The following is a 21,048-nucleotide window of genomic DNA, read 5'->3' as shown; positions in this document are numbered from 1 at the left end:
ACATCAGATTTTTAATTTATCTTTTTTTAACTAAGTTATTTGTCTGACGCACCCTACTATTTAGTCTATAAAATCAACCCACAAAAAGTTATCAAATTTAACCAAATCACCAAACATCACAAATTTACAACCATCTCAAAATCAGATAAAATCAGACTTTTACTACTTGCAGTTATCCACAAACAATGTTATTATAGAACATAATAAATTGCATTTAGTCTAAAAATTAAACTCTCTTAATTACCCAACCAAAAAACCTCAAATTAATGCACCTTTCCAGCAACATGAGCAAGTTCGGAGTAATCCCAAGAGTGCATTTGACGGAAAGGAAGACCCATTTTTTGGAATACATACTTCTCTTTCACACCAGAAGCAACTAAGTCAGGCTTCAATGCTTTGATGAACTCTTCAAATTCGTAAGCGGTAACGTCGTCATAAACGATAGTTCCGTTTTCGATGTAGTGAGTAGTACGTTTATAGTCGTCACTGTGAGCGAACTCATAACCAGTACCAATCATCTTCATTCCCAAATCTTGGAAAGCGGGAACAACGTGACGGGGACGTAAACCACCAACCATCATTGCAACTGTCTTACCTTCCAAACGGGGGCGATATTGACTAACGATCGCATCCATGGTAGGTTGATACTTAGCAATTACTTTTTCAGCATTTGCTTGGATCTTCGCATCAAACTTAGAAGCGATTTCGCGTAAAGACTCAGCAATTTTGGTAGGACCAAAGAAGTTATATTCTAACCAGGGTATACCATAAGCTTCTTCCATGTGACGGCTGATGTAGTTCATCGAGCGGTAACAGTGGATGAGGTTCATCTTCACGTTGGGGGTCATCAACATTTCGTTGATTGTACCGTCACCAGACCATTGAGCAACAACGCGCAAACCGATTTCTTCTAACAAAATCCGGCTGGCCCAAGCATCACCACCGATGTTGTAGTCACCAATAATGGCTACGTCATAAGGAGTGCCTTCAAACTTCAATGTACCGTCTTTCTTACCTTGATCTGCTTTGGGGAATACCCAGTCACGAATCATGTCGTTAGCGATGTGGTGTCCTAAAGACTGAGACACACCACGGAAACCTTCGCAACGGACAGGAATAACTGGCTTACCGATGGTTTTGGATGTCTTTCTAGCTACTGCTTCGATGTCATCCCCAATCAAACCGATAGGACATTCAGATTGAATAGAAACCCCACGATTTAGGGGGAATAATACATCTAATTCTTCAATTAATTTAGTCAGTTTCTTGTCACCACCAAACACGATGTCGCGTTCTTGGAAGTCGGAGGTGAAGTGCATAGTACCGAAGGTATCAACACCTGTTGTACCTAAGTAGTAGTTACGACGACCAGACCAAGACCAGTAACCGCAACCAACGGGACCGTGACTGATGTGGATCATGTCCTTGATAGGACCCCAAACCACACCTTTAGAACCTGCGTAAGCACAACCACGAGCGGTCATTACACCAGGCAAGGATTTGATGTTAGATTTAACACCACAATCAGCCTTACCTTCTTCAAATACGTTTAAATGCTTTTCACGCTTCTTAGCAGCTTTTTCGGGGTAAGCTTTGAGAACTTCTTTAACTAGTTCTTTTCTTTGTTCAACAATCTTCTTGTCGTCTGGAGGAGTCATTGTTAGTCTCTCTTGCTCCTAAAGGAACGAAAATAGGGATGAATTTTGGGAAATGGAATACCATCCCCCTGTAGCGATAGGGGAAATGTGGGTCAAAGGTGAGAGCGATGATGTGCTGCTCTCTGCCTTTTTCCCGGTGTTAGAAAATTCTTTCTCAGCAGCGAATTATACTGATTTAGCAATCAATTTTGCAGCATTTTCTTCGCTTTCGAGAATACCGAACTCAATCAACAATTCTTCCAACTCTTCCATTTCGATAGGTGTAGGGATGGTGAGGTTAGTGTTGTTGATGATCTTCTTAGCTAGTGCGCGGTATTCGTTAGCTTGTTTGCTTTCTGGTGCATACTCGTTCACTGTCATACGACGTAATTCAGCGTGTTGAACTATGTTGTCGCGGGGAACGTAGTGAATCATTTGGGTGTTCAACCGTTTTGCCAAGGTTTCGATTAATTCGATTTCTCGGTCTGTGTTACGGCTGTTACAGATCAAACCACCTAAACGAACTCCACCGGAGTGAGCATATTTAAGTACACCACGAGCGATGTTGTTTGCAGCGTACATCGCCATCATTTCACCTGATGTAACGATGTAGATTTCTTGTGCTTTACCTTCACGATAAAGAGTAATAAGATAATTTGAAAAGCCGGAAAATGTTCATTTTCAACTATGTTTGCCGCAATCATTGTCTGGAGTGAGCAGTTTTTTTATTAGGGTAAATCTAGGGTATGGACAGAACACAGGAAGCATTTGCCGATTTTCACCAAACAGCTATTACCGACGGGGGATATTTAGGCAGAATGCAAGCAGTAGAAAATCAAGAAAATCACTTAACGGCAAAACTGACAACAGAATTAAAGGCAATTAATGCTAGACTAAGAGCCGCTAGGGTGAGTGTTTCTGTCAGAAAATCCGGCAATTCATTACAGTTGAGAACTACCTTACCTATTAAACCAGGTGATATTGATAAAAACGGTAGCGGGACAAAGCAATATGATATTTCTTTGGGTATTCCCTTTAGTTTTGATGGTTTAAATACGGCAGAAGAAGAAGCTAATGAGTTGGGAAAATTAATTTCCAGAAAACAATTTGTTTGGACTGATAAATATTTAGGCAAAACTAGATTTAAAGCGAAATTTATCACAATGGGAGAGTTGGTTTCTGATTTTGAAAACAATTATTTCCAAACTAGGAAACGGACTCTCAAAAGCAACAATACTTTTAATAGTTATTTTTATATTGCTAACAAACATTTGCCAAAGGATAAACTAGCTATAGATGCCAATTTTATTGATGCTGTAAAATTTTGCCCATCTTCGGATAGTGTGAAAAATGAGTTAATTAAGGTAATTCGGGTTTTATGTAAATGCTCTGGTTTAGAAGTTCCAGAATTAAGTAATTTAAAAATCAAAGCTATTTCTCAACGTAAGCGTGATATTCCTACTGATGCAGAGATAGAAACAGAATATCTCAAGTTTGAAACCTATGCAATTAATCGTCCTAGTAAGTTGACAACTAGGGAAGATAGAAATAATTGGCAACTTTGGCGTTGGGTTTATGGGATGTTAGCAACCTATGGATTAAGACCGATTGAAATTTTTGTTAATCCTGATTTAAATTGGTGGTTATCATCAGATAATGTGATGAATACATGGCGTGTTAATGAAGAATGTAAAACGGGAGAAAGGGAAGCTTTACCATTATATCCACGTTGGGTGGAAAGTTTTAATTTAACTACAGATATAGAAGCAATTGAGTTATTAAAAGCAAAAATCCAAAATAAAATTACCAGTAGAGAAATCAACGCTGTACGACATGGTACAGATAGATGGTTTAGATTTGTGGGGATTCCCTTTCAACCTTACGATTTACGCCATGCTTGGGCAATTCGAGCGCATTTGATGGGGATTCCTATTAAAGCTGCGGCGGATAATTTGGGTCATTCTGTGAATATGCACACATCCATTTATCAAAAGTGGTTTAGTTTGGAAAATCGCAAGGTTGCTATTGAGGAAGCAATTAAGAAAAAATCAAAAGTTGAAGATCTACAAGATATTGTAATTAGATTGGAACAGGAAAATGAGAGGTTGAGAATTGACAATGAAAGATTGAGGTTGCAGATGGGACACAGTTTGATAAAAATTGAGTTAGGATAAGAGTTAGCCTCACGCAGAGGCGCAAAGAGTAATTTTATAAAACTAGGAATGTTACAAGATATGTCTTATAGTCAATTTACATCTATTGGTAAGGTTAAAGAAGCTTTTGGTTTAAAAACTCAGGAAGGTGGGCGTTTTATTCCTGTTCTTGAAAAAATTGAACCATCTGTGACGCTAAAAGCATATCTTGAAGAAAGTTTACCGCTGGCTGGTTCTGCTAGTGAAAAAGCCCGTTCGGAAGGGATTATTTACCCAGTTTTGTTAGAAGTCAGAAGAATTTTAAATCGGCAAATTAGTTTATTTTCGGGTGAAGATTTTACAGTTGATGAGTCAGTTGGACTTAATGGAATGTGTGATTTTTTATTAAGTCGTTCTCCTGAAGTGTTAGAAATTGAAGCCCCTGTAATTGTCATTGTTGAAGCAAAAAAGGCTGATTTAAGAACTGGGTTTGGACAATGTATTGCAGAGATGGTGGCCGCGCAAAGATTTAATGCTGCTAAAAATCGTCCAGTTTCAGTTATTTATGGTTCTATTACCAGTGGTACACAATGGCGTTTTCTGAAGTTGGAAAATGATCTTGTCACTATTGATTTAATGGATTATTCTCTCCCTCCAGTAGGAGACATTTTAGGGATGTTAGTTTGGATGATGCAAAATGGCGGGTAATTCAGCAATTAAAAGTTACTAACCAATTGTCATAGAAGAACCTACCATTAAAAGAATGCAGAATTTAGAATTTAGAATTTAGAATTACGTTTTGCAACGGGGATTTTACCCCGACGCAAAACTCGCTGCTTGTAGAAGCAGGGGACTTTAACCCCCAAAGGTAAGTTAAAGGCTGTGGAAGTGATCTTCCTTGTAACTGATATTCTTCCATTAAAAGTTCTAATACTTCTTCTCCATTTTTTAGAGCTTCTGCATAGCTTTCTTTCTCCGTGAGTATGGACATAAGGACCAAACTCTGGAAAACTGACTACATATTTTTGATCTTCATCTGACCACTGAATTAAAATACTGTAATGGTGATTCATAATTACTCTTCCTTTAGTTCAGGAATATGTTCATTTTCATAGTTTTCAATTAAAACTCCGATGACTTCCATGAGTGAAGCAAGGGGATGATTTTCATCTTCACCAACTTGATCTATCAGAGAATCTAGTATATAAACTAAGTGTTTATATTCCTGTTCTGTGTGAGGAACAAAGACATTTTCGGCAATGGATGACCAAGCATTAATGGTTTTTTCAAAGTTTAAAGTTTGCATTATTCTTTCCACTTTCCTTCATCATATTCTGAATGTGTTAGCACAGCACGGATATAGATTCTTTGGCGGTTATAATGAATTGCTGCAATTAGTCTAACTTTGTTACCACCAATATTAAAAACTGTCAATTTACCAACTTGAAATGTATTTTTCTTGATCTGGCTTGACTGCAATTTGCATCTTTATCTCCTTATCTTTGAATTGATAACAATTCTCAAAGTTATATCCTTAATCCTAATTAAAGCATTAAATCACTTACTTGGACACACTAAATATGATTCCTACGGAGCGCTAGTTCCCTCCGGGACGCTACCGCGAACGCTATCGCATCCCCACAATGCACATCTTTATTAATTTAAAAACTTTTATTTATAAACATCTCCTCTTGTACTAATTGTGAAAATTTCAACTTCACCAGATTGGGTATTAACTGTAAAGACAATTCTGATTTTACCAATACGTAATCTATAAAATCCTTCCCAATCTCCTTTCATTTTTTTAATATCAAGTTCTGTAAAGGGAATAATGGCTTGTTCTTCGACAAAATATAGAAGTTGGGATATTTTTTCCTGGATTTTCTCAGCATCTTCAAGATTTGCTTTTTCTAAAAACTTAATAGCATTCTTACGAAATTTTATGGCCATGTTTTACCCACTCTGTCATATCAACTAATTCTTCATCTTCATAGTCTGATGGTGAACCAAACATTTCATCTAGTTCTTCTTGTTCTTCGTCACTTACATAGGGTATAAGGACTTGACAAAGTAACATTCTTTCTTCTCGCAAAACTTCGCGGATGCTTTCTTTGATTATTGCTTTAAGTTCTTGGATTTCCATGAGTATTATCCTTGAGAATAAAAGTATTATACCGTTTTTAGTAGAAGCGATCGCACCTCACAACCCACACACCGAAAATGCGATCACACCCATAACCCACAACATCGGAAAAGCGATTCCTACGGAGCGCTTCGCTATCGCACCCATAACCCACAAACAGTGATCATGATAGAAAAAAGAAAGGAGATTTGCACATTATTTATCATCATCGAGCTTTTAGTATTGAGTCTAAATCTTTACAAAAAACTCAAAGTAAATGGGACAAAGAAAGTCAAATTTGGTTTGGAAAAGCTCAAGTAGATGCCAGTGATAATCGTGAAATTATTCTTCCTAATGGTAGAAAATTAAAAACAACCCTTCTTATAAGAGGAGAATTTGATATTCTTGCTGTTAATTGTTATGGATTTACAGCAATTTCCAATCTTATGAGGTACATCTTAGCCCCCTCATCGCTTGCGGGGAGGGGGTTGGGGGTGGGGTTCTTGTTCCGGGTTTGATGACAATTTGCTGTAATAAAACGTGGAACTTTCAATTTGCTAGAAACCGTGATTTACCATGTTCATCCTACAAAAAATATACAGAAGAAGAAAGAAACTTTTTAATATCTAGTTTGATACCTGTGAGTTGGCCGCCACAACCCCCATTTTATAGTGATTTGACAGAATTACTGAAGCAAATGCTGGAAAATGAGGAAGGTTGTGATCCTTCAGAGTTTGGATTAGAGGTTGTTTGAAAAGTATTATATGAAACCCATAATCTCCAAAAACCTAACCCCCCTCCCCCCCTTCCCTACAAGGGAATGGGGGTTTTAAAGCCTCTCCCCTACCAGGGGAGAGGTTTGGAGAGGGGTCTGTTTACACATTAAAAACTTTTAAAACATCCTCTTAGAGCAGGAAATATAGAAATTATAAATTCTATCAATTCCATATATAAATTCTACTTCTTTTTTGTAAATACAAGGAAGTATGAATGATTTTTTCGAGCGTGTACTTGCTTTTTTAATCTGCTGACCGAAGGCTTATTCGTTCTCATAACAACAAATAAGTCTTTTGTGTAGTAGCCATTTTTTTCATATTCGTTAATTATTTCTACATGAGTTAACCATTGCTTTCCTGCACTAACTTCATCTTGACATTTGACTATTAGTATTCCATCCTTTCTTAAAATTCTATAGGCTTCTTTACCAGCTTTAAAGTATATATCGGTAACTGCTGCGTGCCATTTCTTTGTACCAATATTTTCAGTATCTTCATTAATTTCATTTCCATTTGAGTAAGCATTAGAAAATGAATAATGTGTACCAGAACCAGCTTTTTGTGAAGCTTCTTTTCTATAAAAGCCTTCCATATATGGAGGATCTAAAACTACACAATCTATTGATTGATTTTCATATGGTAATTTACGACAGTCTACTCCGGTGGATATGTCAGTAGCAAGAAGTTTATATTTATCTTTAGGCACATTTTGCCAAAAAACCCCTTTTCCCCAAGTAACATCCGCCACAATAGACCCCACTGGAACGTGCAATTCGAGAATATTGGGAAAAACTTCGGCGTTTCCTGATAAATAAGCAGACATTATCAGGTCTGAAGTGGATTCACCACCTTGCTTACGCTTGTTGAGAGAGATATTTTCGCTATCAGATTGTAAGATTGATCGCTGTATGTATTGCATATGTTTCAATATTATCCTGCTTTAAGGTACATATAATTAAAGGGCGTTGCTGATTAAGGGTATGAATTTTAGTCTCACGCAAAGGCGCAAAGACGCACTGAGGTTTGAGTTTTAAAGGTTCAATTTGGGAATTTCATACCTCATTTCAGCAACGCCAATTAAAGTTATTATAAACCATGAATCAGTAACACATTTATCAAAAATCATGTATCCCCCTTGACGCTAGGGACAAAATAGGGTAAATAAAAGAATAAACCCTAACAAAAACCCCATTTCACCAAAATTTCCCAGGGCAAAAATAGGGCATAAAAAAATCAAAATTCCCAACCAATTGCATTAACAAAAACCCTAGATAAAATGGCTTAATCTTCACGGATAGGCATAGCAAATCCACCGCATACAACGTCACCCAATACGTCGTAAGATACGAAATCTAAGTCTACGTAAGCACCGTTTTCTTCTAGGAAGTTAATAGCGGTGATAATACCACGACCAGCACAACCTACACCGGGTTCTGGACCACCGGATTCCACGCATTTAACGTCGCGGAAACCTTTGAGCATTACTTCATGAAGTTCTAGGTCTTCAACAGATCCTCTTTCAGCAGCCAAGTGAAGAACGGTTGTTTGAGCCTTGGAGTGAAGCATCAAACGGGTAGAGTTATATTAACAATATGGGCAGTATGAGGAATGATAATGAAAGCAGGTTATGTGAGGGTTTCCACCCGTGAACAGGATGAAGGTAATGCTTTGGAACAACAAACAGCACGAGTAGAAAGGGCTGGCGCTATTGTCATCTTCTCAGATGTTGAGTCCGGGCGCAGCGACAAGAGGAAAGAATTTAATAAAATGATTGCTCAGTGCAAACAAGGCAAAATCACTGAAGTCATTTGTACGAGAATTGACCGACTAGGACGCAGCGTGGTGGGGATTCACAAAGCGATCGCTATCTTTGAGGAGTATAAGGTCAAACTCACGGTTTTGGATGCCCCCGTTGACCCATCTTCCCCCTTTGGGTGGTTTTCTGTGAATCAGATGGCTGGATTGGCTGAATTTGAATCTAGGCTACTTGCTAATCGGATCAAAAATGGCATGAACTTTTTTAGAGAGCAGAAAAAGGCTTCTCCCCGGCCACCTTTTGGGTATTGTCGCGTGGATGAAAAGTATGCTCCTGATTTATCTGAGATGAATGGAATTAGTAAATGGGCGATCGCTCACAAGATGATTGCATATTTCCTCGGTGATGGGGCTACATTGAGGAGTACGGGTCAATATTTACTGCAAACTTATCATCTCAAGTGGACTGCTGCCGGACTGCGTTACTGGCTTTTAAACCCTGTACTCAGGGGGTGTACCGCCTACAATATCAAAGACAATTTAAATAAACCTGAGAATTGGGATATTCATGAAGATACTCACCAACGTTTGATTACTGAGGATATATTCAAACGCATAGTTAGAAAACTTGACGAGAATAAATCTAAATACAGCTACGGTAGGGATAAAAAAGAAACAGAGATTTTCCCACTAGCGGGGCAGATTATTTGTGCTGACTGCGGCTATAAATGTTTTTGTAAGAAACGAAACTCGACATATAGAGTCCGCTGCAAAAAACATGAAAACATGGGAAATGATTTTTGTAGCAATAAAATTAGCACCTATCTACCAGATATTATTTTGGCAGTAGATCAAACCTTAGTAGAACGGCACAGGGAAATTAAGGAATATGCAATTACAAATTCAAATGTGGAAACACAGGATAGCCCGGAATTGATTGCTAGACAAGAGCAACTAAAATCACTGAGACTTTTACCTAAAAATCCAATAATTCAAGATGCCATTGACCAAACAATTTTAGAGATAAATAAAATCAAACAAAAAGAAACCTTAGTCAACAAAATCAACAGCGAACTATTTGATATTCTTGCGTTTTGTTGTAGCAATATTAATTTTTGGGATGAAACACCCTGGGCGGATAAATCCTTAATATATAAAGAATTAATTGATTACGTAAAAGTTGCCAATGGTGAAATCAAAGAAGTCAAGCTGCGGGTTTAAGCAGCCCTTGAAGTTCTATTTCAAATTCTTCCTCTGATAATGACATTAATCTCTTTCTAGTATCAGGATCTAAATACCGAATCCTATACCATTTTTTAGAGACACGAATCAATACTTGAGTCGCTGTTTCCTGCATATCATCATAGGTGAAGTCTTGTAACTAGTTTAGCTATTTTTTGATATTTTTGTCTGTTTATGATGAACAAATTTATTGTTCGGACACAAAATTAAATATCAAATCAAGTTTTGTGTTTCTCAATAATCAAGAATCTCATGTTATTTTGTATGAATTATTTATGGCTCTTGTGCTACTTTTATGGAGAATTAATACTAAAGTGCCAGTTTAATAAACTGCGTAATCTGAAATTGCTAAAGTTGCGAAAGCCATATCCAAGTCGTTTAATGAGTTTGAGTTTATTATTAATTTCTTCTACAGTACCACTCGTAGTTCTGCCATCAAAATAACCGACTACTTCACCAAACCATCTAATCATTGTACCTATACTTTTAGGAAAATATGCAATGCAAGTGCATCATGCATCCAATCTAATAACTTAATTGTACTGTCTCCCCAAGATTTGGATGATTCAAATCTTTCTCTAAAATCTTCTTTTAGAGACTAATAAAAGGATAACTCCACCTTCTTCAGCAGCATCAAAAACTCGACGTAGATTTTTTTCAGTTTCTCCAATATATTTACCACTACCTCAATTTTCACAGATAAAGATACTGATTTATCAGCGAAAACTGGTAAAGTTCTGCAACTTTGCACCATCAGCGATTTAGAAGGTTTCATGGTGACTGTTAAAGGTGGACAAACCCTCAAACGCGACTCTGTAATTGAATTTGGTGCGGTTGTTGGTTTACCAAATCGTGTAAAAACCCAGAGTTATTTTCATGCCAAATATGGTGTAGATAATCCCACTCCTTATAATGTGCAAGTTAGTTCGGGTTTATATGCCACTGTTCTCAATATTGAGGCTTTTAGAATTGGTTATAACCCCCACAATTTTGGTTATAGCATTGATATTTCTGAACGGAAAAAACGCCTGGATGCTTTACTAAAAAGTGTGCTTTATACCTATTTACAACCCAATGGTGCAAAACGCAATACTAATTTACCTCATCCTGATAGTTTTAAGGGTATAATTACCGTTAGTTCTCGCCGTTGTCCAGCACCAATGTTAAGTGCATTGGAATACGATTACCAAAGTCAAATTAAGAGTTTAGCCACTACTTTAAATAATCTCAATGGTGCTGAGACAATTCGCTGTTTTGAATTTGACAATATGGCTGAATTTGCAGACCAAATTGAAATTTTGATTGCTCAAACTCTACCTTGGGATAGTGAAAATGCCGAAGCAATCTCCTAAATCTAAAACTTCCCCACAATCAAAAACCGTAACTACATGGCTAACTGTCACCTATCAACCTGTTAGCCTATTTTCTCTCAAACGTTCTGATGCTACAAGTATGGCAGCAAGGTCTAATTTAGTACCTACTCCTTATGCTATCAAAATGGCATTGTTAAAAGTGTTGTTAGAAAGTCAGGGAAGACACCATCCAAATGATTTTGACCAATGGATTAAAACCGAATTTACCTGGATTCGAGATTTAATCATTTATATCTGTCCTTCAGAAAGATTAGTTGTCAATCGTAATGGTTACAAACTCCGCTATTACGATCAATCCGCAGACAAAGCAGATAAAACTCGTCTAACTGTGCCTATGCAGGATGGTTTTGTATTTCGGGAATGGGTGCATTTACAAGGACATCTGCAAATTTGTTGTAGTGCAGGAAAGCATTTATTAGAATTAGAACAATTATTTGTCCAAATTAATTATTTTGGTAAAAAGGGATGTTTTTTTCAATATTTACCAGACTTGAAACAAGAAACTGCTGAACCATTATTTTTACCAAATCCTGCTACTGGTTTTACAATTCAACCAATGGATGATTTAGGTGAAAAAACCACATTTAGTCGTATTAATCCTTTTTCCACTGATAAAGCCCAACTCAATAAAGACCGAGTGATTAAATCAGGATTTCTACCATTGAAATTTATCGCCACCAGCGCTCGTTATGACATTTACAGAAGATATTGAGACTACATTTGCTGGGATGAGTTTAATCCTCAGACAAGATGCAAAAATTATCAATTCTGTCACCTTAGAATCTTGGTTATCAGATATTCAACCTGCACCTGTGTGGATTCAATTACATATTGCTGATGGTATTACCAAAATCATGCCTGTGTTGCCAGATTCTGGATTATATCCCCAACTGATGGAATCAATTTGTCAGCGAATTATTGGTAAAAGAATTACCCTGGATTGGCAAAATAATTCATATCAATTAACAGGTGTTGAAGTTGATTCTAATAACCTTCATGTAATTCTCATTTCCATTTCTGCTACTGCACCGTTACCAGCAACATTAGGAAGGGCTATTCATGCTCAATGTTTTCAATGGGTTGCTAATGCAGATCCCATTCTCGCAGAGAATTTGCATCAACAAGATACTTTACCAATGACGATAGGAATAGAGTACACTTCCCCGCAAAGAATACGGTTGAGAATTACGCTGTTAAAACAAGAGATTTTAGCACCTTTATTGTGGGGATTAAGTAACAATTTAGGTGGTGAAATTACATTAGCAGGAATATCTTGTAAATTAGGCAAGTGGATAAATATTTATCAATCTAGCAGCTTTGAAAAACTTTTAGAGATACCATCACAAAATATAATTGAATTAAAATTTCTCTCCCCCACCAGTTTTAAACAGAATCAAAATATCCAACCTTTTCCATTACCTGATTTAGTATTTAACAGTTTATTACGTCGTTGGAATAGATTTGCACCCGCAGAATTACAATTTCCTCAAGTTGAATGGCAGGGTTTAGTTTCTGCTTTTGAACTGAAAACCCATGCTTTAAAGATGGAAGCTGGTGCAGAAATTGGTACGGTCGGCTGGGTAAAATATCGGTTTCCAAACCCCGAACAAGCCAGAATTGCCACTATTTTAGCTAACTTCGCGGTCTTTTCTGGAGTCGGACGTAAAACAGCTATGGGTATGGGACAGGTCAATTCAAAATTAAGAATTAAAAATTAAAAATGAACACTGTTATCTCGTTCCCAGTCTCTGACTGGGAATGCTATCACAGAGGCTCTGCCTCTGCTTTTATTAAATGAAGGCAGAGCCTTCTAGAATTCATTCCCATACAGAGTATGGGAACGAGAAAACGAGAAATTACCAATTACCAAATAAAATGAATGAAGATTATTTACCATTAGCTTATCTCAATGCCTGGGAATATTGTCCGCGTAGATTTTACCTAGAATATGTATTAGGAGAAATGGCAGACAATGAACATATTATCATAGGTCGTCATGTCCACCGCAATATTAATGAAGAAGGGACTTTTCAAGAAGGAGAAACCTTAATTCATCAACAACAATGGGTCTGGTCAGAACGCCTCAAAGTTTCCGGGATTATTGATGCTGTTGAGGAATACGATGGTCAACTTGTGCCTGTGGAATACAAGAAAGGCAAGATGGCACAACACCTAAATGACCATTTTCAAGTTTGTGCAGCGGCTTTATGTTTAGAAGAACGCACTGGTCGCACGATTACCTATGGTGAAATATTTTATCATGCCAACCGCAGAAGACAAACTGTGGAATTTACACCGCAATTAAGGCAAATGACAGAACAAGCGATAGCACTCGCTCATGTTGCTAGTCAAAATAAAATGCCAGCACCTATTGATCATCCTAAAAAATGTCAATCATGTAGTCTGCAAGGAATTTGTTTACCCTTTGAAGTCAAACAATTACAACGTCAAGAATATTAAATTATGACTACTCTTTATATCATTCAACCTGATGCTGTTTTAAGCAAAGATTATGAAGCTTTTCAAGTTGCTTTGAAACAAGAAGACGGTTCTTGGAAAAAACAAAAGGTTGCGGCTCAAACAGTAGACGAAGTTATTTTGATGGGTAATCCCCAAGTCACCGGCGATGCTTTTGTCTATGCTTTAGAATTAGGAATGCCAGTGCATTATCTTTCTACCTTTGGTAAATACTTGGGTTCAGCTTTACCTAAGTCTTCTCGGAATGGTCAATTGAGATTAGCGCAATATGCAGTTTATCATGATCCTGTGCGGCGTTTGGAATTAGTTAAGGCAATTGTTAGTGCAAAGATCCATAATCAATATAATGTCTTGTACCGACATAATGAAAAGGATAATCTGCTCAAAGAACGGAAAATTTTAGTTAAAACTCAACAAAATATAGATCAAGTTCGTGGTGTGGAAGGTTTAGCAGCTAGGGAATATTTTGCTTGTTGGCAAAGAATGATAGGTAAACAATGGACTTTTAATGGCAGAAATCGTCGTCCACCTACTGACCCTGTTAATTCCTTACTCAGTTTTGCCTATGCTTTATTACAAGGTCAAGTCATGGCTGGTGTTCATGTGGCAGGATTAGATCCTTATATTGGCTATCTCCACGAAGTTCATCATGGTCAACCAGCTATGGTGTTAGATTTGATGGAAGAATTTCGAGCTTTGATTGCTGATAATTTGGTACTGTCGTTATTGCATAAACACGAAATTAAACCCGAAGATTTTAACGAAAGTTTGGGTGCTTATCGCTTAAAGGACAATGCAAAAAAAACATTCTTGCAAGCTTTTGACAAAAAAATGAATGATGAATTTAAACACCCACTGTTTGATTATCGTTGTACCTACAGACGAGCAATAGAATTACAAGCACGGTTACTGAGTCGTCATTTACAAGAAGGTATTCCCTACAAACCTTTATCATTAAGATGACTACACTGTTTTATCTGATTATTTATGACTTACCTGACAATAAAGCTGCAAATAAACGCCGCACTCGTTTACACAAAATGCTCGGTGGTTATGGTAAATGGACTCAATACAGTGTGTTTGAGTGTTTTTTGACTGCTGTACAATTTGCTCAGTTGCAAACCAAGATAGAAAAACTGATCAAGTCTGATGAGGATTCTATTAGAATGTATGTGCTGGATGCTGGGAGTGTGAAAAGAACTATTACTTATGGTTCGGAAATTCCTAGACAAGAACAGGCTATCATTATATAATTGATACATCAGCTTAAATTTTTGGCAGACCTAGAGCGGGGTCAAAAACCCTGGAGATTCGCCAAACAGCCAGAACCTTGACAACTAAATACTTTCAGCGTTTCATTAGTTTCAGTTGGCGCTTGACCCGAAGCCTGTAATAAGGTTTTTTGAGAGGTCCGCCAAAATCGTCTCTGGATTCCGCCCCCAGTTTATGTTTCAGACGGCGGGGTTTCCGCATATCTAATCCCCGCAAGGGGACTGAAACGGTACAACTGAACTAGAAAAACAGGATTTTTATGAAGTTTCCGCATATCTAATCCCCGCAAGGGGACTGAAACAATATAGTTATGTAAACAAAAACACGCAAAACACAAAAGTTTCCGCATATCTAATCCCCGCAAGGGGACTGAAACAATACTTGAGTCATTAATAAAACAGCAGCGTTGTATGGTTTCCGCATATCTAATCCCCGCAAGGGGACTGAAACATCACGATGGTGAAACGTTAACGTTTCCGCATATCTAATCCCCGCAAGGGGACTGAAACAAAACGTGCATCAATTCTAGCGCAACGTTGTATTAGCGTTTCCGCATATCTAATCCCCGCAAGGGGACTGAAACGGTTATTTTTATCAGGACAAAGCGATCGCTGCAATTGCGTTTCCGCATATCTAATCCCCGCAAGGGGACTGAAACACTGTATGGTTATCTGATAACCAATAAGAATCACTAAAGTTTCCGCATATCTAATCCCCGCAAGGGGACTGAAACTAGAGCAAAGACTAGAATATAGCGGGCAAAAAGAAGTTTCCGCATATCTAATCCCCGCAAGGTGACTGAAACAGGCGTACAACTACGATAGGTACAAAAATTGTCCTAAGTTTCCGTATATCTAACCCCCGCAAGGGGACTTAAGCTACCCTTCCACTGCGGCTCAAAAAGTTGCGGAATTGGACGTGTGGGTGCGAGAACTGAAGAAACGGATGCCATCTAGTCATCATTGATTATTTTTATTGATTTAATCCCTTGGCTACATCTTTGGACTAGCAACCATTTTTTAGCTTCAGGTTCAAGGGCTGGCTTAATACGGAAGTTTAAAACATCTGCCCAAGTTTCTACTCCGTAACTACTAGCGAACGCCCTTTCAAGTTCCTTGAATTGTAACCAGTTGCGATCGCTGATAGCCTCAAAAACTGAGATAAATGTGTTCAGTGGTAGCAAGGTAGCTGTTTCACTCATTTTCGTAATCCTCAAAAATACAAACTATCGGCAAGATGTCATCTTCTATATCAATGACTTCAATTAGTCGTTTTCCCGGACTTTCAATGACATTTTTCTATCTCCGTTCAACTTCCTTAATGTATATGAAAAATAAATATTTGACAAGTGCAAAGTAACCATAACCAGTTATATTGATAGAGATAACGGAAAGCAGTCAAGTTTCCGCATATCTAATCCCCGCAAGGGGACTGAAAGGTTGTAAAATGCGGATCATAAAAACCATGTAGCATTAAAAAAAATGTCAGAACTAGCTACATCTAGCAAACATAAAAACCCATCAAAAAACACCCCTTTAATATGGGCAGATGATACCGAATTAGTTAGCTTAGTTTTTGAGCTAGAAGTGACTGATTCCACCGCTCTATACTCGCAATATACCATTGGACTTCATGCTTGGTTTTTAGACCAAGTGCGGCAAATTAACCCAACGCTTTCAGCATATTTGCATGATAGTGAGTCAGAAAAACCCTTTAGTATTTCTGCACTAGAAGGTCAATTACTGCCCACTGGAAAACAACTGCAACTGCAAGCAAATTATAGATATCGTTGGCAGATTAACGCTATTTCTCAACCAGTAGTTCAGTTTTTGAGTCAGTGGTTAACACAACCGCCAACTACTTTGAAATTAAGGGATGCTTACTTACAAATAAAGCAAATAAGTATTGTTAATCCACCAACTACTTACAACCAACTACTCCAATCATTTATAAACCATAGAAATATTAATCTGAGTTTTATTTCCCCTACCAGTTTTCGCCGTAAAGGGCATCATTTTCCCCTTCCTGTTCCCTTCAATCTTTTCCATAGTTACCTCAGACGTTGGAATGATTTTTCAGGAATGCCCATAGAACAAGAAGCTTTTCTAGAATGGATAGATGAAAACGTCATCATTCACAAACATCACTTAGAATCAGTCAAAGTTGCAGCAGGTAAACGGGGTTCTGTCACTGGTTTTACAGGGGCAATTTCTCTGGGATTAACTAAAACTGCCTTAGATAATATTGAATTTACCCAATTATTTTATGCTTTAGTGCAACTTGCTCCCTACTGCGGAACAGGACACAAAACCACTTTTGGACTCGGACAAACCTGCTTGAACTGGGTAAACCCAGAATCAAATATATCTTCCACAGCGATAACAAATTTGCTACCAGAACGCATTGAGGAATTGACAACAATATTCACAGCACAACGTAAACGCATAGGAGGAGAACGCACGGAAAAAATCGCTACAACCTGGGCAACGATTTTAGCCCGCCGGGAAATGGGGGAATCATTACAGGTAATAGCCGAGGATTTAGAAATACCTTACACCACAGCGAAAACCTATGTTAAATTAGCTCGTCGAATGCTTAAAGATACACAATCCAATGTTTAACATTTTTCTATACTCCCTGAGAAGAATTTCTTTAGAGGGAAGTAAAGTGGTTTTTTTGGGTTTATAAATGGGCTATAAGTACAGTTTGATAACAAGTCATGTATAGTTGCTCTGAAGAATATAACATAAGAGGGTGGTTGAAAAGTATTAGATGAAACCGATAATCTCCAAAAACCTAACCCCCATTCCCTACCTCTCCCTAGCCCTCTCCTAAAAGGCTATCACACACAAGTTAAATTACCCGCCTTAATCCCCCCTTTATAAGAGGGTGTTTGAAAAGTTATGGTTGATGTATCAAATATTTTTTACCCCACCCTAACCCTCCCCTTGTAAAGGGGAGGGAACTGGATTTTTATTGTTTCCCCCCTTTACAAGGGGAAAGGGGGGTAGCAATGTGATGAAAATTACGGAATACCACTTTTCAAACATCCTCTAAGGGGGGATTAAGGAAAAATTAGTTCCCTCCCCAAAGCATCGGGGAGGGTTAGGGTGGGGTAATTTGAGGAATAATGGTGATTCGATAACTTGTGTGTACACCGTAGCCCCAAAGCATCGGGGATGGTTAGGGAATGGTAAGTAGTGAGACAGAATTAATTACACAATGTCATTGCGAATAGACATCTCCAAAAAAGATTGTAGAGACGTTCCATGGAACGTTTCTACAAGGGTTTCAGCTTAAGGATCTTTAATTTCTGGAGATGTCTAATGGATGATAAGTAGTGAGACAGAATTAGTTACACAATGTCATGGCGTTAGCGCAGCGTGGCGTTAGCCATATGGAACGAAGTGAAATGAAGCAATTGCCAGGGTTGTGATTGCTTCCCTTCGCTCGCAATGACTGTAAATATTTTTGTCCAATTACTTAGTATTTGATTTTGGGAGGCAATTTTGACTGACAACAAATTTGACTTGAATACAAAAATTTGTATAATCGGCGCTGGTGCGGCTGGTTTGACTGTAGCTTATATTTTAAGAAAAAAAGGTTACAAAAATATCACTATCCTTGAAAAAGAGAACCAGCCTGGAGGAAAATGCCATACTATTGTCTATAAAGATAGGTATTTTGAACTTGGTGCTGGTGCGATTTGTAGCGATTATAAGGTGATTTTGGAAATAATGAAAGAACTGGGGATGAAGTCCAAAATACCCGCTATTCCTAATCCTATTTTTTTGAACAATAACGGTTTGGAAATTAAATCAAGTTTTTTCAAACAAATAAAATTTATCTGGGAATTATTGTTTAAGTTTTCATATTTATTATTCAAAAATCGAAAATTTTGTCAGCCGGGTTTATCTAATATTCCTGAAGAATTATATGAAAATTTTGATAGCTATTGTCGTAAAAATAATTTATCGGATTTTGCCCAAACTCTAAATACAATTGTTTCTCCTTTTGGCTATGGTTATTTTGATACAATTCCAACTGCCTATTATTTAAAGTATCTTACTTTTACAGGTTTAGTTGAATATTTTATTACGAAGAGACTGCAATTCTTTGTAGAAGGAGCAGGAAATTTATGGCAGAAATTATCAAAACAATTTAATGTTTTATTTGAAGAACACATTATTAGCATCAACCGAACTGATGGAATTTATATCCAAACTCAAAAAGGAAATTATGAGTTTGATAAGTTAATTTTAGCCTGTCCCTTGGATAATGCCCTTGATTTTCTTGATGCAACTTTGCTTGAAAATGAGTTGTTTTCTAAGATAAAGTATAATAATTATTATACTTTTGCATTTATTATCAGTAAGTTTCCCTTTACTAAAACAGATGTTGATAGTGGATTTTTTACTGAAAATATGAACAGTAGGGATCAAGGAAAGATTATGTTTTTTTATCGTCGTTATGTAAATTCAGAATTTTGTACTTTTTATCTAGTGGCAAACCAAGAGCATAACGAACAACAACTTAAGTTAGACGTAGAAAATCAACTAAAAAACATGGGATTTATAATTGATAAAGAATATGTATCTATTAAATGGAAATATTTCCCCCATGTTGGTAGTGAAGATATGAAAGATGGCTTTTATGATAAATTAGAAGGTATTCAAGGACAAAATAATATGTATCTAACAGGAGAAATTATGAATTTTCCTTCTTTAAGAGGAGTTACTGAATATTCTAACTATTTAATTAATAAATATTTTTAGATAACTTACACATTCTCGCGCAACGGGATTCTTAGAGGAAATTAAATTATTAGAGGGTGTTTGAAAAGTCATGATTGCTATTATCAAATGTTTTACCCCTCCCTAACCCTCCCCTTGTAAAGGGGAGGGAACTCAGGGGAAGCGATTCGTGAAATTTTATTTCTGGAGATGTATAATTTATATTACTCCCATTCTCGTAATTGCTTATGCACTACTGCTAAATACCACATATAATCATCAAGCTTATACTCATCAGCCGCTTTAACTATATATTCCTGCGCTAACTCTAAATTATTCTCAGCTTCATAATATAAACCCAAATAGAGATGACTGTAAAACTTACCTTTTAATCCTGCCAATTTTCCTACGTTCAAAACATCATCTGTTGTACAATTACCTGCAAATAAATCATAAACAGACTTCATGATTTTTCGCGGATCATTTTTCACAGGTAATAAAGAATTACGAGCTTCTGTAACACCGGATAATCTAGCTATACAAAGATATCTCCAGACAGTTTCTTCCACATCTTGAGCATTAACAGTTAAATCTATTTCAAACTGTTTTGCACCTTCAGCAAATCGTTCTGCATAATAATAAGATAATCCTCGTTGCCACAGATAAGGAGTAATTTGAATATCTAACTTTTCTGCATGATCAAAATCTTGAATTGATTCGGCAATTTTTCCTAATTTAAAATTAATCATGCCGCGACGGACATAAGCATTGACATTATTTGGCTGAATGTTAATGGTATTATTCCACTCTTGCAGTTGATTTTCTAGGGAGTTGGTAAAAAACATTTTGGTAATCAAATTTGCTACTTTTAATCTAGCTCTCTCCGTCCTTCTAATGCTCTAGCTAAGGTAAGTTCATCAGCATATTCTAAATCACCACCTACAGGTAAACCAAAAGCAATGCGGGTGACTTTTGTAAATGGTTTTAGTAATTGACCTATGTATAATGTTGTGGTTTCTCCTTCGATGCTAGGACTAATAGCTAAAATCACCTCTTGGGGTTTTTGTTCGCTTACCCGTCTGACTAAAGGCTGAATATTTAACTGTTCTGGTCCAATACCATCCATAGGGGAAATTACGCCACCTAAAACATGATATTTACCTTTAAATTCACGGGTTTTTTCCAATGCAATCACATCACGAGAATCTGCAACTACGCAAATAATTGTATTATCTCGCTGAGGATGACGACAAATTTCACAGATTGGATCTGATGAAAGGTGAAAACAAACTTTACACAAACCGATCTGTTTTTTTGCGTCAATAAGTGCTTGAGCTAAGGCTTCTACTTCTACTTCTGGTCTTTTTAAGATGTGCAAAGCTAAACGTTGGGCGCTTTTAGGACCAACTCCAGGGAGCCGTTGCAATTGTTCGATTAATTTGGCTAGGGGACGTGCGTAAACCGTAATTTTACCTCCAGGGTTTTATCTCTTGTAGGGTGCGTCAGACCGAATAATTTGGTAAAAAAC

The 21,048-nt window shown here is 37.3% G+C and carries 23 protein-coding genes, 3 pseudogenes and 1 CRISPR repeat array; of the genes and pseudogenes, 13 read left to right on the top strand and 13 right to left on the bottom strand.

The window, feature by feature from the left end; all coding sequences use genetic code 11:
* Positions 1-263 precede the first annotated feature (263 nt).
* Complete coding sequence (gene nifD / locus FJR37_RS19175; RefSeq protein ID WP_168466843.1) at positions 264-1,658, bottom strand: nitrogenase molybdenum-iron protein alpha chain; 1,395 nt, start codon at positions 1,656-1,658, stop codon at positions 264-266.
* 165 nt (positions 1,659-1,823) lie between these two features.
* Positions 1,824-2,273 (bottom strand): annotated as a pseudogene (gene nifH / locus FJR37_RS19170) (nitrogenase reductase); the annotation flags it as partial.
* 110 nt (positions 2,274-2,383) lie between these two features.
* Here nifH (FJR37_RS19170) and FJR37_RS19165 point away from each other — a divergent pair.
* The gene (locus FJR37_RS19165) at positions 2,384-3,811 is read left to right on the top strand and encodes a site-specific integrase (RefSeq protein WP_168466842.1); all 1,428 of its coding nucleotides are present in this window, start codon (positions 2,384-2,386) and stop codon (positions 3,809-3,811) included.
* Positions 3,812-3,871: 60 nt separating this feature from the next.
* Positions 3,872-4,477, top strand: a complete 606-nt coding sequence (locus FJR37_RS19160) for a hypothetical protein (RefSeq protein WP_168466841.1) — start codon at positions 3,872-3,874, stop codon at positions 4,475-4,477.
* Positions 4,478-4,548: 71 nt separating this feature from the next.
* Here the strand turns inward: FJR37_RS19160 and FJR37_RS19155 are convergent, their stop codons facing one another.
* From FJR37_RS19155 to FJR37_RS19135, 5 genes are all read right to left on the bottom strand, one after another.
* Positions 4,549-4,842, bottom strand: coding sequence for a type II toxin-antitoxin system HicB family antitoxin (locus tag FJR37_RS19155; RefSeq protein WP_371416140.1), 294 nt, complete (start codon positions 4,840-4,842; stop codon positions 4,549-4,551).
* A 2-nt stretch (positions 4,843-4,844) separates the two neighbouring features.
* The gene (locus FJR37_RS19150; RefSeq protein ID WP_168466840.1) at positions 4,845-5,075 is read right to left on the bottom strand and encodes a hypothetical protein; all 231 of its coding nucleotides are present in this window, start codon (positions 5,073-5,075) and stop codon (positions 4,845-4,847) included.
* Complete coding sequence (locus tag FJR37_RS19145; RefSeq protein ID WP_081981423.1) at positions 5,075-5,248, bottom strand: type II toxin-antitoxin system HigB family toxin; 174 nt, start codon at positions 5,246-5,248, stop codon at positions 5,075-5,077. The genes FJR37_RS19150 and FJR37_RS19145 overlap by 1 nt, the downstream gene beginning before the upstream one ends.
* A gap of 192 nt (positions 5,249-5,440) precedes the next feature.
* Positions 5,441-5,719, bottom strand: coding sequence for a type II toxin-antitoxin system RelE/ParE family toxin (locus tag FJR37_RS19140; protein ID WP_039201654.1), 279 nt, complete (start codon positions 5,717-5,719; stop codon positions 5,441-5,443).
* Positions 5,700-5,912 (bottom strand): hypothetical protein, encoded by a 213-nt coding sequence (locus FJR37_RS19135; protein WP_039201656.1) that lies wholly within the window; start codon positions 5,910-5,912, stop codon positions 5,700-5,702. Before FJR37_RS19135 ends, FJR37_RS19140 begins: the two co-directional genes overlap by 20 nt.
* Between FJR37_RS19135 and FJR37_RS19130 the strand changes: the two genes are divergently transcribed.
* Positions 5,911-6,075 (top strand): hypothetical protein, encoded by a 165-nt coding sequence (locus tag FJR37_RS19130; protein WP_168466839.1) that lies wholly within the window; start codon positions 5,911-5,913, stop codon positions 6,073-6,075. The genes FJR37_RS19135 and FJR37_RS19130 overlap by 2 nt on opposite strands.
* Positions 6,076-6,408: 333 nt before the next feature.
* On the top strand, positions 6,409-6,645 hold the full coding sequence (locus FJR37_RS19125; protein ID WP_039201657.1) for a hypothetical protein: 237 nt from the start codon (positions 6,409-6,411) through the stop codon (positions 6,643-6,645).
* Positions 6,646-6,848: 203 nt separating this feature from the next.
* Here FJR37_RS19125 and FJR37_RS19120 read toward each other — a convergent pair whose 3' ends face one another.
* Both FJR37_RS19120 and nifH (FJR37_RS19115) read right to left on the bottom strand, forming a co-directional pair.
* Positions 6,849-7,586, bottom strand: a complete 738-nt coding sequence (locus FJR37_RS19120; protein WP_052149881.1) for a DNA methyltransferase — start codon at positions 7,584-7,586, stop codon at positions 6,849-6,851.
* A 368-nt stretch (positions 7,587-7,954) separates the two neighbouring features.
* A pseudogene (gene nifH, locus FJR37_RS19115) lies at positions 7,955-8,248 on the bottom strand (nitrogenase reductase); the annotation flags it as partial.
* Positions 8,249-8,281: 33 nt separating this feature from the next.
* Here nifH (FJR37_RS19115) and xisF point away from each other — a divergent pair.
* Entirely contained in the window at positions 8,282-9,643 is a 1,362-nt protein-coding gene (gene xisF / locus FJR37_RS19110; RefSeq protein ID WP_254434613.1) for a fdxN element excision recombinase XisF, read from the top strand.
* Between the two features lie 314 nt (positions 9,644-9,957).
* Here xisF and FJR37_RS19105 read toward each other — a convergent pair.
* Positions 9,958-10,262: pseudogene (locus FJR37_RS19105) on the bottom strand (transposase); the annotation flags it as partial.
* A 52-nt stretch (positions 10,263-10,314) separates the two neighbouring features.
* Here FJR37_RS19105 and FJR37_RS19100 point away from each other — a divergent pair.
* The 6 genes from FJR37_RS19100 (at position 10,315) to cas2 (ending at position 14,768) form a co-directional block, all read left to right on the top strand.
* A complete protein-coding gene (locus tag FJR37_RS19100) occupies positions 10,315-11,016 on the top strand; it encodes a hypothetical protein (protein ID WP_371416144.1) in 702 nt (233 codons plus the stop codon).
* A complete protein-coding gene (locus FJR37_RS19095; protein ID WP_168466838.1) occupies positions 10,997-11,749 on the top strand; it encodes a hypothetical protein in 753 nt (250 codons plus the stop codon). The genes FJR37_RS19100 and FJR37_RS19095 overlap by 20 nt, the downstream gene beginning before the upstream one ends.
* Positions 11,727-12,755, top strand: a complete 1,029-nt coding sequence (gene cas6 / locus FJR37_RS19090) for a CRISPR system precrRNA processing endoribonuclease RAMP protein Cas6 (RefSeq protein WP_168466837.1) — start codon at positions 11,727-11,729, stop codon at positions 12,753-12,755. The genes FJR37_RS19095 and cas6 (FJR37_RS19090) overlap by 23 nt, the downstream gene beginning before the upstream one ends.
* Positions 12,756-12,912: 157 nt before the next feature.
* Positions 12,913-13,497: a CRISPR-associated protein Cas4 gene (cas4, locus tag FJR37_RS19085; RefSeq protein ID WP_168466836.1), complete on the top strand. Its 585-nt coding sequence runs from the start codon at positions 12,913-12,915 to the stop codon at positions 13,495-13,497.
* A 3-nt stretch (positions 13,498-13,500) separates the two neighbouring features.
* Positions 13,501-14,478, top strand: coding sequence for a type I-D CRISPR-associated endonuclease Cas1d (gene cas1d, locus FJR37_RS19080; RefSeq protein WP_168466835.1), 978 nt, complete (start codon positions 13,501-13,503; stop codon positions 14,476-14,478).
* Positions 14,475-14,768: a CRISPR-associated endonuclease Cas2 gene (cas2, locus tag FJR37_RS19075; RefSeq protein ID WP_168466834.1), complete on the top strand. Its 294-nt coding sequence runs from the start codon at positions 14,475-14,477 to the stop codon at positions 14,766-14,768. Before cas1d ends, cas2 begins: the two co-directional genes overlap by 4 nt.
* A gap of 210 nt (positions 14,769-14,978) precedes the next feature.
* A CRISPR array of direct repeats spans positions 14,979-15,666; the repeat unit is 37 nt; unit sequence GTTTCCGCATATCTAATCCCCGCAAGGGGACTGAAAC.
* A gap of 73 nt (positions 15,667-15,739) precedes the next feature.
* On the opposite strand, the gene FJR37_RS19070 is transcribed toward cas2, so the two are convergent.
* Positions 15,740-15,988, bottom strand: coding sequence for a hypothetical protein (locus tag FJR37_RS19070; protein ID WP_027404185.1), 249 nt, complete (start codon positions 15,986-15,988; stop codon positions 15,740-15,742).
* Positions 15,989-16,268: 280 nt separating this feature from the next.
* Between FJR37_RS19070 and cas6 (FJR37_RS19065) the strand changes: the two genes are divergently transcribed.
* Both cas6 (FJR37_RS19065) and FJR37_RS19060 read left to right on the top strand, forming a co-directional pair.
* On the top strand, positions 16,269-17,408 hold the full coding sequence (cas6, locus tag FJR37_RS19065; RefSeq protein ID WP_168466833.1) for a CRISPR-associated endoribonuclease Cas6: 1,140 nt from the start codon (positions 16,269-16,271) through the stop codon (positions 17,406-17,408).
* An 888-nt stretch (positions 17,409-18,296) separates the two neighbouring features.
* Positions 18,297-19,562 carry an NAD(P)/FAD-dependent oxidoreductase gene (locus FJR37_RS19060; RefSeq protein WP_168466832.1) on the top strand — a complete coding sequence of 422 codons (1,266 nt, stop codon included), beginning with the start codon at positions 18,297-18,299 and terminating at the stop codon, positions 19,560-19,562.
* A 182-nt stretch (positions 19,563-19,744) separates the two neighbouring features.
* Here FJR37_RS19060 and FJR37_RS19055 read toward each other — a convergent pair whose 3' ends face one another.
* Both FJR37_RS19055 and recR read right to left on the bottom strand, forming a co-directional pair.
* Positions 19,745-20,365 carry a hypothetical protein gene (locus FJR37_RS19055; RefSeq protein ID WP_039201994.1) on the bottom strand — a complete coding sequence of 207 codons (621 nt, stop codon included), beginning with the start codon at positions 20,363-20,365 and terminating at the stop codon, positions 19,745-19,747.
* Positions 20,366-20,388: 23 nt separating this feature from the next.
* Positions 20,389-20,988 (bottom strand): recombination mediator RecR, encoded by a 600-nt coding sequence (gene recR / locus FJR37_RS19050; protein WP_168466845.1) that lies wholly within the window; start codon positions 20,986-20,988, stop codon positions 20,389-20,391.
* Positions 20,989-21,048 lie beyond the last annotated feature (60 nt).

It is taken from the genome of Aphanizomenon sp. UHCC 0183 (assembly GCF_009712065.1).
In the GTDB taxonomy this organism is placed as follows: Bacteria; Cyanobacteriota; Cyanobacteriia; order Cyanobacteriales; family Nostocaceae; genus Dolichospermum; species Dolichospermum heterosporum.
This window is presented reverse-complemented; position numbering and strand designations above follow the sequence as displayed.

Bases quoted from the DNA above. Each gene is read 5' to 3' on its own strand.
- nifD (WP_168466843.1), bottom strand. From the start codon at position 1,658: ATGACTCCTCCAGACGACAAGAAGATTGTTGAACAAAGAAAAGAACTA.
- FJR37_RS19165 (WP_168466842.1), top strand. From the start codon at position 2,384: ATGGACAGAACACAGGAAGCATTTGCCGATTTTCACCAAACAGCTATT.
- FJR37_RS19160 (WP_168466841.1), top strand. From the start codon at position 3,872: ATGTCTTATAGTCAATTTACATCTATTGGTAAGGTTAAAGAAGCTTTT.
- FJR37_RS19155 (WP_371416140.1), bottom strand. From the start codon at position 4,842: ATGAATCACCATTACAGTATTTTAATTCAGTGGTCAGATGAAGATCAA.
- FJR37_RS19150 (WP_168466840.1), bottom strand. From the start codon at position 5,075: ATGCAAACTTTAAACTTTGAAAAAACCATTAATGCTTGGTCATCCATT.
- FJR37_RS19140 (WP_039201654.1), bottom strand. From the start codon at position 5,719: ATGGCCATAAAATTTCGTAAGAATGCTATTAAGTTTTTAGAAAAAGCA.
- FJR37_RS19130 (WP_168466839.1), top strand. From the start codon at position 5,911: ATGAGTATTATCCTTGAGAATAAAAGTATTATACCGTTTTTAGTAGAA.
- FJR37_RS19135 (WP_039201656.1), bottom strand. From the start codon at position 5,912: ATGGAAATCCAAGAACTTAAAGCAATAATCAAAGAAAGCATCCGCGAA.
- FJR37_RS19125 (WP_039201657.1), top strand. From the start codon at position 6,409: ATGACAATTTGCTGTAATAAAACGTGGAACTTTCAATTTGCTAGAAAC.
- FJR37_RS19120 (WP_052149881.1), bottom strand. From the start codon at position 7,586: ATGCAATACATACAGCGATCAATCTTACAATCTGATAGCGAAAATATC.
- xisF (WP_254434613.1), top strand. From the start codon at position 8,282: ATGAAAGCAGGTTATGTGAGGGTTTCCACCCGTGAACAGGATGAAGGT.
- FJR37_RS19095 (WP_168466838.1), top strand. From the start codon at position 10,997: ATGCCGAAGCAATCTCCTAAATCTAAAACTTCCCCACAATCAAAAACC.
- cas6 (WP_168466837.1), top strand. From the start codon at position 11,727: ATGACATTTACAGAAGATATTGAGACTACATTTGCTGGGATGAGTTTA.
- cas4 (WP_168466836.1), top strand. From the start codon at position 12,913: ATGAATGAAGATTATTTACCATTAGCTTATCTCAATGCCTGGGAATAT.
- cas1d (WP_168466835.1), top strand. From the start codon at position 13,501: ATGACTACTCTTTATATCATTCAACCTGATGCTGTTTTAAGCAAAGAT.
- cas2 (WP_168466834.1), top strand. From the start codon at position 14,475: ATGACTACACTGTTTTATCTGATTATTTATGACTTACCTGACAATAAA.
- FJR37_RS19070 (WP_027404185.1), bottom strand. From the start codon at position 15,988: ATGAGTGAAACAGCTACCTTGCTACCACTGAACACATTTATCTCAGTT.
- cas6 (WP_168466833.1), top strand. From the start codon at position 16,269: ATGTCAGAACTAGCTACATCTAGCAAACATAAAAACCCATCAAAAAAC.
- FJR37_RS19055 (WP_039201994.1), bottom strand. From the start codon at position 20,365: ATGTTTTTTACCAACTCCCTAGAAAATCAACTGCAAGAGTGGAATAAT.